The 13909-nt window shown below is 68.1% G+C and carries 12 protein-coding genes; 3 read left to right on the top strand and 9 right to left on the bottom strand.

Annotated features, from left to right (window positions below):
- Positions 1-24: 24 nt before the first annotated feature.
- Genes ASE50_RS08160 through ASE50_RS08145 form a run of 4 tightly spaced genes read right to left on the bottom strand, consistent with a single transcriptional unit; the run spans position 25 to position 4247 of the window.
- Entirely contained in the window at positions 25-1227 is a 1203-nt protein-coding gene (locus ASE50_RS08160; protein WP_082438905.1) for a DUF1624 domain-containing protein, read from the bottom strand.
- Between the two features lie 23 nt (positions 1228-1250).
- Positions 1251-1646: a RidA family protein gene (locus ASE50_RS08155; protein ID WP_056398325.1), complete on the bottom strand. Its 396-nt coding sequence runs from the start codon at positions 1644-1646 to the stop codon at positions 1251-1253.
- 1 nt (position 1647) lies between these two features.
- Positions 1648-2823, bottom strand: coding sequence for a DSD1 family PLP-dependent enzyme (locus tag ASE50_RS08150; protein WP_056398322.1), 1176 nt, complete (start codon positions 2821-2823; stop codon positions 1648-1650).
- Positions 2820-4247 carry an aldehyde dehydrogenase family protein gene (locus tag ASE50_RS08145; RefSeq protein ID WP_056398320.1) on the bottom strand — a complete coding sequence of 476 codons (1428 nt, stop codon included), beginning with the start codon at positions 4245-4247 and terminating at the stop codon, positions 2820-2822. Before ASE50_RS08145 ends, ASE50_RS08150 begins: the two co-directional genes overlap by 4 nt.
- Positions 4248-4700: 453 nt before the next feature.
- On the opposite strand from ASE50_RS08145, the gene ASE50_RS08140 reads away from it, so the two are divergent.
- Both ASE50_RS08140 and ASE50_RS08135 read left to right on the top strand, forming a co-directional pair.
- Positions 4701-5363 (top strand): haloacid dehalogenase type II, encoded by a 663-nt coding sequence (locus ASE50_RS08140; protein WP_056398318.1) that lies wholly within the window; start codon positions 4701-4703, stop codon positions 5361-5363.
- 2 nt (positions 5364-5365) lie between these two features.
- Positions 5366-6064: a cupin domain-containing protein gene (locus ASE50_RS08135; RefSeq protein ID WP_235512253.1), complete on the top strand. Its 699-nt coding sequence runs from the start codon at positions 5366-5368 to the stop codon at positions 6062-6064.
- A 236-nt stretch (positions 6065-6300) separates the two neighbouring features.
- Here the strand turns inward: ASE50_RS08135 and ASE50_RS08130 are convergent, their stop codons facing one another.
- From ASE50_RS08130 to ASE50_RS08110, 5 genes are read right to left on the bottom strand one after another with little or no spacing between them, the layout of a single operon-like run.
- On the bottom strand, positions 6301-8091 hold the full coding sequence (locus tag ASE50_RS08130) for an ABC transporter ATP-binding protein (protein WP_056398312.1): 1791 nt from the start codon (positions 8089-8091) through the stop codon (positions 6301-6303).
- A complete protein-coding gene (locus tag ASE50_RS08125) occupies positions 8088-8885 on the bottom strand; it encodes an ABC transporter permease (RefSeq protein ID WP_056398309.1) in 798 nt (265 codons plus the stop codon). Before ASE50_RS08125 ends, ASE50_RS08130 begins: the two co-directional genes overlap by 4 nt.
- On the bottom strand, positions 8882-9841 hold the full coding sequence (locus tag ASE50_RS08120) for an ABC transporter permease (RefSeq protein WP_056398302.1): 960 nt from the start codon (positions 9839-9841) through the stop codon (positions 8882-8884). Before ASE50_RS08120 ends, ASE50_RS08125 begins: the two co-directional genes overlap by 4 nt.
- Positions 9838-11364 (bottom strand): ABC transporter substrate-binding protein, encoded by a 1527-nt coding sequence (locus ASE50_RS08115; protein WP_235512252.1) that lies wholly within the window; start codon positions 11362-11364, stop codon positions 9838-9840. The genes ASE50_RS08120 and ASE50_RS08115 overlap by 4 nt, the downstream gene beginning before the upstream one ends.
- Positions 11361-12641, bottom strand: coding sequence for an NAD(P)/FAD-dependent oxidoreductase (locus tag ASE50_RS08110; RefSeq protein WP_056398296.1), 1281 nt, complete (start codon positions 12639-12641; stop codon positions 11361-11363). Before ASE50_RS08110 ends, ASE50_RS08115 begins: the two co-directional genes overlap by 4 nt.
- A gap of 258 nt (positions 12642-12899) precedes the next feature.
- Between ASE50_RS08110 and ASE50_RS08105 the strand changes: the two genes are divergently transcribed.
- Entirely contained in the window at positions 12900-13874 is a 975-nt protein-coding gene (locus ASE50_RS08105; RefSeq protein WP_200909501.1) for a GNAT family N-acetyltransferase, read from the top strand.
- The last annotated feature ends 35 nt before the right edge of the window (positions 13875-13909 follow it).

Here is a 13909-nt window from a genome sequence, read left to right as displayed (position 1 = left end):
CTCCAGTAGATCGGGTCGGGACGCTCAGAGATATTTGAGCCAGCGGATGTCCTTGCGGCGCTTTTTCAGGTTCGAAAACCACCGCGTCGGGAAATAGAGCGGCACGATCAGCAACAGCCACATCAGCCAGACCCAGCCGATCGAGGGCAGGCCGAACACCTCGCCATGGTTGGTGCCCCAGATCGCCAGCGCGATCAGGTACAGCGTGCGCAGGAGATACAGGTGGAACAGATAGAAGAACATCGGCGCGCCGCCCAGCACCGCCAGCCATCCGGTCACCCGCGCGTCGGCGATCCGGTCGAACAGCGCGAGCAGCAACAGCCCGACGCCGAGCGTCGCCAGCACGTACAGCAGCGACGGCGGATATTTGGTCAGCGCGAGGAAGCTCATCACCGTGCGCAGCGACGAACCGGGCACCACGAACCACGGCGTGTCGCCATAGACATTGGCGAAGCGCAGCACGACACAGGCCACCAGCATCGCCAGCCCGGCCCGCACCAGCGTCCGCCCCCGCGCCGCGACGTTGCCGCGCGCGAACCATGGCCCGGCGGCCCAGCCGAGGCAGATGACGCCGATCCACGGCAGCACCGGATAGCTGAACCGGATCGGCAGCCCGCCGATGGTGATCGTGCCGCGTTCGTGCAGCAGCGACCAGATGGCGTAGAAGGGGTGTTCGGGCGGCAGCACGATCGGATCGAGCAGGTTGTGCCCGGCGACGATCACCACGCCGATCGCGGCGATCACGACATGCGGCAGGCGGATCAGCCCGGCCAGCACGATCATGCTGAGGCCGATCGCCCAGATGACCTGCAGATAGACGATCGTCGGCGGGAATTGCGCGTACCACTGGAAATTGACCACGGTCAGTTCGAGCAGGATGAGGAAGATGCCGCGCTTGAGCAGGAAGGCGGTCGTCTCCGACATGCTGTGCTTCTGCGCATAGAGATAGGCACCGAGCCCGGTGAGCGCGACAAAGACCGGCGCGCAGATCTGGCTGGTCAGGCGGCTGAAGAAACTGGCGGGCGAGACGGTCAGGGCATCAACCGGATCGCCGATCGACACCCACAGGAAGAACCCTTCGCGCACATGGTCGAGCAGCATCAGCACCATCACGAAGCCGCGCAACGCATCGATGCTGATGAGCCGTGCCGCCGCCACGGGCTTCGCCGCCGCCGGGGGCGGTGCGGTTCGCCCGGAAAAGGCTCGGTCGGTCGGGATGCTCGCCATGGAAAACTCCACCGATGAAAGGGTCAGTCGCGCGGTAGCAGCGCGACGGCGTCGATTTCGACCAGAAAGCCGTAATGCAGTTCGGGCACCGGCACGACGGTACGCGCCGGACGTGCCTGCCCCAGCTTTTCGGCATAGACGCCGTTGAAGCGCGGCCAGTTGTCGACGCCGACGATATAGGCGGTGACGCGAGCGAGGTGGGCGGGGCTGCCCCCGGCCGCGGTCAGGATCGCCAGCATATTGTCGATCGCCTGCGCCGCCTGCGCCTCGAACGGCAGGTCGTCGAGCTTCGCGCCGTCCGCACGGATCGGCAGCTGGCCCGAGATGTAGAGGTGGTCGCCCGCGTGCACCGCCTGCGCATAATGGCCGGCGGGAGCGGGGGCATCGTCGGTCCGTACCGGCTGGATCATGTCGTGCATCTCACCACCCCCCGAAGCGCGACCATGTCGCGACGACCGCCGGATCGTCGCCATGGACGACGTGATAGGCGGGATGCTGCGCGCCGGTCGAACAGGCATGGTTGGGCAGCACGCGCACCCGGTCGCCGATCGCAAGCGGCGGCAGCTGGCCGTCCGATCCGGGACGAACGGTGATGATACCATGTTCCTGATTCGCGTCGGCGAGGATCAGGTCGGGATAGGGCGTGCCGTCCAGCGTGCAGACCACGCCATAGCCCTGATCGACCGGCTGTCTGGCGGTGCCGCGATCGCGCGACATCGCCATCCATCCGGCGTCGATCAGAATCCAGCCCTTTTCCTTCTGAAACCCGATGACCGTGCCCAGCACCGACAGAGCGATATCGTCGATCGCGCACACGCCGATGCCGTGCATCACCAGATCGAAGAACACGAACACGCCGGCCCGCACCTCGGTCACGCCGGTCAGGTCGGTGGCGAAATGCGCGGTCGGCGTCGATCCGACGCTGACGACCGGACAGGGCAGGCCGGCACCCCGCAGCGTCGCCGCCGCATCGACCACGCTCTTGCGCTCGGCCTCGGCATAGCGACCCAGTTCGTCGGGCGTGCGTGCGGCATAGCTGCCGCCGGCATGGGTCATGACCCCGCGCAGTTCGCCGCCGGCGACCAGCGCGCGACCGATCGCGATCAGCGCGGCGCTGTCGCCGGGCAACACGCCCGAGCGGTGACCGTCGCAGTCGATTTCGATCAGCGCGGGGATGGCGGTGCCCGCCGCGACCGATGCCGCCGCGACCGCCTGCGCCTGTTCGACCGTGTCGAGGACGACCGCGATATCGACGCCGCGCGCCCGCAGCGCGAGGACGCGCGGCAGTTTGTCGGGGGCGATGCCGACCGCATAGATCAGGTCGCGAACACCGGCGTCGGCGAATTGTTCGGCTTCCTTCAGCGTCGATACCGTCGCTGGTCCTGCCGGGCTTTCCATCAGCCGCTGCGCCACCTCGACCGACTTGCCGGTCTTGAGATGCGGGCGCAGCGTGACCCCCATCGGCCCCAGATGCGTGCGCAGCCGGGCGATGTTGCGGTCCATCCGGTCGGCGTCGAGGATCAGGCACGGCGTCTCGACCGTCGCCAGCGTCGCGCCATCGGCCTGTGCCGAGCGAGTCGGGGTTGCCGTCGTCATGCCAGGATCGCCTTGGTTTCCAGATATTCCTCAAAGCCATGGACGCCATATTCGCGGCCATTGCCCGATTGCTTGTACCCGCCGAACGGCGCGTGCGCGGTCCATGCCGGATAGTTAATATGGACCTGTCCCGACCGGATGCGCCGGGCGATCGCCTGCGCCCGCGCCGGATCGCCCGACTGGACGTGTGCGCCAAGGCCATAGACGGTGTCGTTGGCCAGCGCGACGGCATCGTCGTCGTCGGTGTAGGGTATGATGCAGAGCACCGGCCCGAAAATCTCCTCGCGCGCGATCCGCATGTCGCGGGTCACGCCCGAAAAGATCGTCGGGCGAACATAATAGCCGCGATTGAGATCGGCGGGGCGGCCGGGACCGCCGCAGATCAGCCTCGCCCCTTCGGCCATGCCCGCTTCGATCATGTCCTGCACGCGGGCAAATTGCGCGGCGTTGGCGATCGGACCCATCGTCGTCGCTTCGTCGGTCGGCGGGCCGACACGCCACGTGCCGGCGGCCTGTGCGGCCAGTGCCTCGACCTCGGCAAGGCGGCTGGCGGGGACCAGCATCCGCGTCGGTGCGCTGCACGACTGGCCGACATTGCGCATGCCGGTCATCACGCCGCGCGGGATCGCGGTCGCGAAATCGGCGTCGTCGAGGAAGAGGTTGGGCGATTTGCCGCCCAGTTCCTGCACGACCCGCTTGACGCTGACCGCCGCCGCCTGCGCGACCAGCACGCCGGCACGGGTCGATCCGGTGATCGAGATCATCGCGACATCGGGATGCGCCGACAACGCCGCCCCGACCGCTTCGCCGGACCCGTTGACCAGATTGAACACGCCCGCCGGCAGCCCGGCATCGTGGACGACCTCGGCGAACAGCAGCGCGCTGTACGGCGACATCTCGCTGGGCTTCAGCACCACCGGGCACCCGGCGGCGATGGCCGGGGCAACCTTGGCCGTGATCTGGTACAGCGGCCAGTTCCACGGGGTGATCAGCGCGCAGACGCCGATCGCTTCCTTGACCAGCGTGAACCCGGTATCGGGCCGTTCGAACCGATAGCCGCGCAGCACGTCGATCTGCGCGCGGACATGGGCGATGGCGAAGGGCACCTGCGACGCGCGGGCAAAGCCGATCGCCGCCCCCATTTCCAGCGCGATCGCCTGCGCAAAGGCTTCGGCGCGTCGTTCCATCAGCGCCGCGATCCGTTCGAGCAGCGCGATCCGCTCGGCGACCGGGGAGATCGACCAGCGATCGAACGCCCGCAGCGCGGCTGCCACCGCGCGGTCGACATCGGCGGCAGCGCCGGCGGCGATGGTGCCGATCTGCGTTTCGGTCGCGGGATCGATCACGGCGATGCGCAGGGCGTCGCCGACCGGATCGCACCAGCCGCCATCGATATAGAATTGTCCCGACCTGTCGTCCGTCATGTCCATCCTGTGCGCATGTCCGTTTACCCGAAGGGGCAGCGGGACCGGAGGCCGCCTATGGACGCAAGTCTACTGGCAAGCGAACGGCAGACGCTTTCGAAAACAGGGCCTCAAACGGCATTCCGGCGATGGCGAAGCGGCGTTGCCAGTGATTTTCAACGGCAACGCGCTATTTTCTGCTGTCGGCGCGGTGGAACGTCGGCGGTGGTCACGCAGGCGGTGGCCAGTGGGAAGTGGCCCGTCGGAACGCGGATCGGATGTCGGTGTGTCAACACCTGTCGAACCGACGACCTATGCCGCACGGCGTGACCCATAAGGCCCGGCATTTTATGCCGGCCGGCGGTCAACGTCGTTCGCTTCGCCGCGCCAAAGTCACGGAAACAAGTATTTCTGCCGCGTTTCCGCCGCCAATATCCCGACCATTCCACAACGACTTCGCAAAGGGGGCCAACCGTGCTTCGTCCTAAATACATCACGTTCGACTGCTATGGCACGCTGATCTATTTCGAGATGGCACCGGTCGCCCGCCGCATCTACGCCGATCGTGTCGCCGAAGCCGATCTGCAGCGCTTCACCGACGACTTTTCCGCCTATCGTCTCGACGAGGTTCTGGGCGCATGGAAGCCGTATCGCGATGTCGTCGAAGCGTCGTTGCGCCGGACGTGCAAGCGGTGGAACATCGAATATCGCGACAGCGATGCGGCCGAGGTCTATGCCGCTGTGCCGACCTGGGGTCCGCATCCGGACGTCGTCGAGCCGCTCAAGCGCGTCGCCGCCGAATATCCGCTAGTCATCCTGTCAAATTCGATGATCGACCTGATCCCGCACAGCGTCGAAAAGCTGGAGGCACCGTTCCACGCCGTCTACACCGCCGAGGAAGCGCAGGCCTACAAGCCGCGGATGCAGGCGTTCGAATATATGTTCGATCAGCTGGGCTGCGGGCCGGAGGACGTGCTGCACGTCTCGTCCAGCTTCCGCTACGATCAGATGACGGCGTTCGATCTGGGCATCAAGGACAAGGCGTTCGTCAATCGCGGTCACGAACCGCTGAACCCCTATTATCAGGTCCATGACATTCCCAGCCTTGCCGGCCTGCCGGGACTGGTCGGGCTTTGAGCGTGTCGACCAAGGTCCGCTCGTTCATCGACCTGCGCGCCTTTGCCGATACGGCAGCGGTGCCAGCCACCGGCGACTATGCGACGGCGCGCGCCGCGTTGCCGCTGACCGACGGGCCGTGCGGGGTCGATCTGGTCGCGCTTGATGGCGGCGCGGGGTCGGTGGCGGGCCTGCCGGGCGACGAATTCGTGATCGTCGTCGCCGGATCGCTGCGCATCGGTGGCACCACGCTGGTCGCCGGACGCAGTGCGGTCCTCCCTTCGGGTGTCGCCTTCGACTGGGAAGCGGCACCGGCCACGCGCGTGCTGGCGATGCGCCATGCGATCGAAACGCCCGCCGCCGACGCGGTGGTGCCGATCGACGAGGATGCGGCGCTCGTCCCGTCCAACCCGCCGCTTGCCGAGCTGCTGGTCGGGCCGACGCCGTCGTGCCGCAACCATACCGATTACCTGTCGAGCGACGGGGTCTTCATCTGCGGGACATGGGATTCGACGCCCTATCACCGCATCGCCATGCGCTATCGCCATCACGAACTGATGCACCTGCTGGACGGCAGCGTGACTTTCGTCGACGAGGCGGGGGTCAGCGGGACCTTTGCCACGGGCGATATCTTTCTGGTCGAACATGGGGCCGAATGTTCGTGGGACAGCCGCGAACAGGTGAAGAAGGTCTATGCGATCTGGCGGCCGGCGGTCGCCTGATCGGGGGGTGATGGCGGGATCGTCATCCCGGGTCTGGCCCAGACGTTTGCGAAGGTGCCGAACCCCTCCTTTGTCGTACCCCCGCGCAGGCGGGGGTCCAGGGTTCCAAGCGCAAGCCGTTGTTCTGCTTGGCTCTGGACCCCCGCCTGCGCGGGGGTACGGCTAGTTTTCTCGCGATGATTGCGAGTTTCGCAGAGGTCTCGGCCTGCCCCGGAGTAACGGCGAACCGGCTTTTTCTACTGCTCCGCCAGCGTCTCGATCGACCGGTGGCAGAAGATGTGCCGGTCGTCCTCCCGCAGCAACGGCGGCATCTGCGTGGCGCAGGTGTCGATCGCCAGCGGGCAGCGCGATACGAAACTGCACCCGACCTCGCGCATCCGCGCGCCGCCGGTCGTGTTCGCGTCGCGGGCGGGGGTTTGCTCCAGCCAGCCGGGGCGCAATTCGGGCACCGATGCGGTCAGCAGCCGGGTATAGGGATGATGCGCGCCATGGCCGACGCCGTCGCGCGTCACCCGTTCGGCGATGCGGCCGGCATAGAGCACCAGTACATCGTCGCTGATCGCGCGCACGATCTCCAGATCATGGGTGATGAACATATAGGCGAGGCCGAGTTCGCGGCGCAGCTCGATCAGCAGGTCGAGCACCGCTTCGGCGACCACCGGGTCGAGCGCCGAGGTCACTTCGTCGCACAGCAGGAGTTCGGGGCGCGCCGCCAGCGCGCGGGCGAGGTTTACGCGCTGCTTCTGCCCGCCCGACAATTCGCCCGGTAGCCGGTCGGCAAGCGCGGCGGGCAGGCGGACGAGGTCGAGCAGCCGCGCGACCTCCGCCCGTGCCGACCGGCGGTCCATGCCATGGTAGAAGGCGAGCGGGCGGGCGATCGCCGCGCCGACGCTGACCGCGGGGTTGAGCGCGGTGTCGGCGCTCTGGAACACCATCTGTACCCGGCGCAGTTCGTCGCGCGAGCGGCGGCGGACGACGGGGGCGAGCGGCTTGCCGTCGAGCAGGATGCGGCCAGCGGTCGGCGCGTGCAGCCCGGCGACGACGCGCGCCAGCGTACTCTTGCCACAGCCGGATTCGCCGATCACGCCCAGCACCTGTCCGCGCCGGATCGACACGTCGATCCCGTCGAGGATCTTCACGCGGGGGGTGCCGTCGTGATTGGTCCCGCCATAGCCGGCGACGACGCCCCACAGGTCGAGCAGCGGCCGGTCCTCCGCCACGGGCACGTCGGCGGGCTTGCGCGGCGCGGCGGCGGCGACCAGCGCGCGGCTATAGTCATGGGCCGGGGCGAACAGGATCTGTTCGGTGGTGCCCAGTTCCTGGACTTCGCCACCCTTCAGCACGGCGATGCGATCGGCAATCTGCGCCACCACCGACAGGTCGTGGGTGACATAGACGGCGGTGGTGCCGAGATCGCGGACCGCGTCCTTGAACGCCTTTAGCACCTCGATCTGCGTCGTCACGTCGAGTGCGGTGGTCGGTTCGTCGAAGATCACCAGCTTGGGATCGGTAATGAGCGCCATCGCCGCCATCAGCCGCTGCAACTGCCCGCCCGATACCTGGTGCGGATAGCGCGCGCCGACGCCGTCGGGATCGGGCAGGGCGAGACGCCGGAACAGCGCCTTCGCCTTCTCCTCCGCTGCCGCCCGGTCGAGCGTGCCGTGGATCAGCGCCGGTTCGATCACCTGCGCCATGATCGTCAGCGACGGGTTGAACGCGGCGGCGGCGCTCTGCGCGACATAGGCGACGGTGCGACCGCGAACGGCGCGCAGTTCCTCGGCACTCGCGGTGTCGAGCCGCTGGCCCGCGACCTCGATGATGCCGCCGGCGATGCGGCAACCGGGCCGGGCATAGCCGAGCAGCGACAGCGCGATGGTCGTCTTGCCCGATCCCGATTCTCCGATCAGCGCCAGCACTTCGCCCGGGGCCACCGACAGCGTGCAATCGGGGACGATCACGATCTCGCGCCCGTCCTCCCCGGCGGCGGTGATGCGCAGATGCTCGATACGCGCCAGCGGAGCGGTCATCGCCGCCGCCGTCCGGGAAGGGAGTCGATCAACAGGTTCATCCCGATGGTGAGGGAGGCGATCGCCACCGCCGGAAACAGCACGGCGGGCGCACCGAAGCCGAGGCCGGCGATATTCTCGCGGACCAGCGCGCCCAGATCGGCGTCGGGCGGCTGTACGCCCAGCCCCAGAAACGACAGCCCGCTGAGCAGCAGCACGACGAACACGAAGCGCAACCCGAAATCGGCGGCAAGCGGCCCGGTGACGTTGGGCAGCACCTCGCGCACCACGATATAGGGCAGGCGTTCGCCCCGTGCGCGGGCGGCGGACACGAAATCGAGCGCCATGACGCCGAGCGCCAGCGCGCGCGCGGTGCGGAATGCGCCGGGGGTATAGATCACCGCCAGCGTCCCGATCAGCACCGGGATCGACGCGCCTGTCGCCGCGATCACGACGAGCGCGAACATCAGGCTGGGAATGGCGATGACGATGTCGAACAGCCGCGACAGCAGCGTGTCGACCCATCCCCCCGCCGCCGCGGCAAGACCGAGCAGCACGCCAGTGACGACGGCAATGGCGGTCGCGACGAAGGCGATGAACACGGTGTAGCGCGCGCCGTACAGCACCCGGCTGAGCATGTCGCGGCCGAGATAGTCGGTGCCGAGCGGGGCCATGCGGCTGATCGGCCCGAACACGTCGAGGTCGATGATCTCCCCCACGCCGTGCGGGGCGAGCGCCGGACCGGCCAGCGCCACCGCCACCCAAAGTAGGACAAGGGCAAGGCCGATCCGGCCGCTGGTCGCGAGCCTGTTCATCGGCGGCGCAACCGCGGGTTGGCGAGGATCGCGACGACGTCGGCCGCCGTGACCAGCATCAGATAGGCGATGCAGAAGATGATCGCGATGGTCTGCACCAGCGGCAGGTCGCGGGTCGCGACCGCATCGACCATCAGCCGCGCGACGCCCGGATAGTTGAAGATGATCTCGACCACGATCACGCCCCCCAGCAGGGTCGACAGGCTGAGCGCGATCGCATTGGCGATCGGCCCGACGGCATTGGGTAGGGCATGGCGCAGCACGACGCGCGCGGGCGAACAGCCCTTCAGCCGGGCCGCCTCCGCATAGGAGGTGTCGAGCGCGTCGATCACCGCCGCGCGCGTCATCCGCACCATCTGCGCCATCACGAAACAGGCAAGGCTGAACACCGGCAGCGCGAACACGCGCAGCAGGTCCCACGTCGAATGCACGTCGCGCGTCGACGACAGCGCCGGCAGCCAGCGCAGCGTCACCGCGAACAACATCACCGCCAGCGTCGCGATGAGGAATTCGGGGACCGAGACGATGCCGATCGTCGCGATGCTGATCGCGCGGTCGAACGCCGTGCCGCGTTTCACCGCCGCGACGATACCGAGCAGCAGCGCGAACGGCACCGATACCAATGCGGTCAGCCCGGCCAGCGTCAGCGAATTGCCGAGCCGCGCGGCGATCATCTCCCACACCGGCAGTCCGGTGATGAGCGAGCGCCCCGGATCGCCGGTCAGCACGCCGGTCGCCCAGTCGAGATAGCGTGCCCAAGCCGGCTGATCGAGGTGCATCGCCGCGCGCAGGCCCGCCAACGCTTCGGGCGTCGCGCTCTGGCCGAGGATCGCCTCGGCCACGTCGCCTTCCATCAACTGGGCGATGCCGAACACCGCCAGCGACACGAACAGCAGCGTGACCAGCGACGCGCCGACGCGGCGCACGATCAGCGAGGCGAGGGGCGAGAGCGTCATTTGCCCTCCAGCCAGACATGGGACACGAAATCGAACCCCATCAATCCCCCCTGCGGCATCGGGCGCAGCCCCTTCAGCCGTGGGCTGAACGAATCGAGCGAACTGATGAACAGCGGTATGCCGATGCCGGCGTGATCGTGGATCAGATGCTGCATCTCGCCATAGAGCGACTTGCGCCGTGCCTCGTCGGTTTCGCCTCGCGCGGCGTCGAGCAGCCGGTCGAACCGCTGGTTCTTCCACGCGCTTTCGTTCCACAGCGCGTTCGACGCGAAGAACTGGGTGAAGATTATGTCGGCGGTGGGGCGCGGATTGGTGTTCCCGAACCCCAGCGGCACCTTCATCCAGCTGTTGGTCCAATAGCCGTCGGACGGCACGCGACGAATGTCGAAGCCGATTCCGGCACGTTCGCCCGCATCCTGGATCAGCACTGCCATGTCGTCGGACTTGTCGGCAGCGGTCGAGGTGACCAGCGGCACCCGCGTCCCCGCCAGCCCGGCGCGCCGGAAATGAAAGCGGGCGCGTTCGGGATCGAACGGCCGCTGCGGGACGCTCGGGTCGTAATAGGGATTGGTCGGTGCGATCGGCTGATCGTTGGCGATCGTCGCATAGCCGCGAAAGATCGCGGTACGCATCGTTTCCCGGTCGAGCAGCAGTTTCAGCCCCTCGACGAAATCGGGGTTGTTGCCCGGTGCCCGGTCGAGCCGGGCGATGAGGTTGGTATAGCCGCTCGATTTGGATTCGAGCAGGCCGAAGCCCGCCTCGCGCAGATGGCGGGCGATGCGCGGATTGATCGCGTGGATCAGGTCGACATCGCCCGACAGCAACGCGTTGATCCGCGCGCTGTCGTCGGAGATCGCGAACAGCTCGCATTCGCCCAACCGCACCGGCCCGCGCCAGTAATCGTCGTAGCGTGCGGCGAGCGAGCGGACGCCGGGCAGGAATTCGATCATCCGCATCGGGCCGGTGCCGACGGGCCGGTTGAAATCGCGCGTGCCGTCGCGGATGATCTGGAATTGCGGAATGCCAAGGATCGTCGGCAGATCGGCGTTCGCGCTCTTCAACACCACGCGCACCCGGTCGGGGCCATCGGCGCGGACCGAGGCGAACTGGTCGGCGAACACCTTCGCCTTCGATCCGACGGCGGGGTCGAGGTGGCGGCGCAGCGAATAGACGACGTCGGCGACCCGCAGCGGCGATCCGTCGTGGAACCGCACGCCCTTGCGCAGCCGGATCGACCAGTCGCGGGCATCGGCGGTCTCGATCGCCTCGGCCAGCGCCGGCTGTGGCCGGAACCGGTCGTCGAGCGTGGTCAGCCCGTCATAGACCATCGCGCAGCGGCAGAAATCGGTGACGACGGTCTGCCGCGCCGGGTCCATCGTATCGGCGGTCGAGGAGACCGCCACCGCTACGCGCAACCGTCCACCCACCGGCTCGGGCCGCGCCGGTTCGAACCCGCAGGCACCCAGCCCGACCGACAACCCGCCGCCGCCGATCAGGCGGATCGCATCGCGCCGGCCGATCAATGCCGCCAGTCCTGATAGCGATAATAGGCACCGACCGCCGGCAGGAACCATGGCGGGCCGAAATGTCCCGGCACCGCCGGCCATGCGATCGCGTGGAACGGATTTTCGTCCACCGCCGGCGCGCCGCCGATGATCCGCGCCATCGCTTCGCCCATCACCACCGAAATCTGCGTGCCGTGGCCGCTATAGCCCATGGCGTAATGGATGCCGTCGCGCGATCCGGCGCGGGGCAGCCGGTCGGCGGTCAGGTCGACGATCCCGCCCCAGGTATGGGCGATGCGGACGTTGGCCAGCTGCGGAAAGATGCGGCGCATTCCCGCTTCGAGGATCGCGCCGCTGCGCGTGTCGCTGCGCGGGCTGGACAGTGCAAAGCGGGCGCGCCCGCCGAAGATCAGCCGGTCGTCGGCGGTCAGGCGAAAATAGTTGCCGACGTTGCGGGTGGTCGTGCCGTTACGCCGTCCCGGCATGATCTCCTGCGCCAGCGGCCCCAGCGGTTCGGTGGCGACGATGAAGCTGCCGATCGGCACGATCCGCCGTCGCAGCCAGCGGAACGGCCCGGTCATCGACGCGCCGGTCGCCAGCAGCACGGCATCGGCCTCGATGATCCCGCGCTTCGTCGTCAGTCGGTGGCGACCGCCGGACGACCGCTCCATGCCGGTCAGTGCCGCATTCTCGTACAGTTTCGCGCCGTGACGGACGGCGGCACCGGCAAGCCCGGCGGCGAACCGGCCCATGTGCAGCGAGCCGCTGCGCGGGAACAACAGGCCGCCGTGAAACGCGTCCGACCCGATTTCGGCCGGCAGGTCGGCCTTGGCGATCAGGCGGATGCCGGGTTCGACCGTCTGCGACAGCAGTTCCGCAGTCCGGGCGAGCTTGGCCGCATGGTCCGGCTTGTCGGCCAGCTTCAGCTTGCCGTTGCGCACGAAGTCGCAGGCGATGCCCTCTTCGGCGACGATCGCCTCGACCCGGTCGACGCCGGTGTCGAACGCGCGATAGATCGCGGTCGCGCGATCGATCCCGAACCGGCTGGTCAGCGCGGCGAGGTCGCCGGCGATGCCGTTGTTGCACTGGCCGCCATTGCGCCCCGATGCCTCGCCCGCGATGCGCCCGGCCTCGACCACCACGACGTCGGCACCGGCCATCGCCAGCGTGCGCGCCGCGGCAAGGCCGGTGAAGCCGCCGCCCACGACCACCACCGACGCGCGCACCGGCACCGGGCCGTGTTCGGCCCCTGCAAAGCGTTCGCCGCTGTCCAGCCAATAGGATTCCAGCTTCATCGCGTGTCCGCGTCCCCCATCGAAGCGATGCTGCTCCGGCACGGCATAATCTGCTCCAACCGCACCGGCATCGTTACACCTTAGTTGGTCTGACGACAGGGCATATGTGCCGATCGCTGCCCCGACCACCGCACAGCGTACCGCCCGCCGTGTATTTCCATCGGGTTCGACCGGCGTCGTTCGTCGGGCAGGGACGGATGGCGGTCCGTATCCCGGCAGCAGGATATTCCGGGCGACGGCCGATTTACGCGCGATACCATGCCAGTTGCGGCGCGGCGCGGCACCTCCTGCGCCCAGCGGCCGGGTACACCATGGGTCGAGGACATGATGGAACGCGAAACGATGCAGACGAGTGCCGATCCCCAGCCCGCCGAAAGCCGGACGATGCGTCTGCGGTCGATGACGCAGGACGATGTTGCCGGGGCGCATGTCCTGTCGAAGGCGGAGCAATGGCCGCACCGGGCGGAGGATCTGTCCGACATGCTGACGGTCGGCAACGGCATGGTCGCCGAACTGAACGGCGAAATCGTGGGTACGACCATGTGGTGGCGGGCCGGACCGAAGGTCGCGACGCTCGGCATGGTCATCGTGTCGCGGCGGCATCGTGGTGCTGGTATCGGGCGGATCGTGATGGCGGCGGTGCTCGACCAGATCGCCGATGCGATCGGCCCCGATGGTTCGATCCAGCTGAATGCGACCGAGGACGGGCTGCCGCTCTATCGCAAGCTGGGCTTCACCGGGATCGGCGAAATCCTGCAGCATCAGGGCGCGGCGTTCCAGGCGCCGCTGGTGCCGCTGGCGGCCGGCGAGCGCATCCGGCCGATGGGCGCGCGCGACGGCGCGCTGGTCGATGCGCTGGTGCGCGCCGCCAGCGGTCTCGACCGGCCGACGGTGATGACGGTGCTGCGCGAAAAGGCGCATGGCGTGGTGCTGACCGAGGGGGACGAGGTGACCGGCGTCGCGCTGTTCCGCCGGTTCGGGCGCGGCTATGTCGTCGGTCCGGTCATCGCCCCCGACCGGATCCGCGCGCAGGCGCTGATCGCGCAGTGGATCGGCTCGCGCAGTGGTGAGTTCATCCGGCTCGACATTCACGGCAATAGCGGGTTGGGACCATGGTTGGAGGAACTGGGACTGGTACGGGTCGGACGGGTCGTGACGATGGTGAAGGGCGCGGAGCCGCCGGCCACCGCCCCGGCGACGGCGTTCGCGATCGTGAGCCAGGCGCTGTGCTGAGCAACGACGACCTGCGCGGCACCGGGCTGCTGATC

The organism is Sphingomonas sp. Leaf5 (assembly GCF_001421155.1).
In the GTDB taxonomy this organism is placed as follows: Bacteria; Pseudomonadota; Alphaproteobacteria; order Sphingomonadales; family Sphingomonadaceae; genus Sphingomonas.
This window is presented reverse-complemented; position numbering and strand designations above follow the sequence as displayed.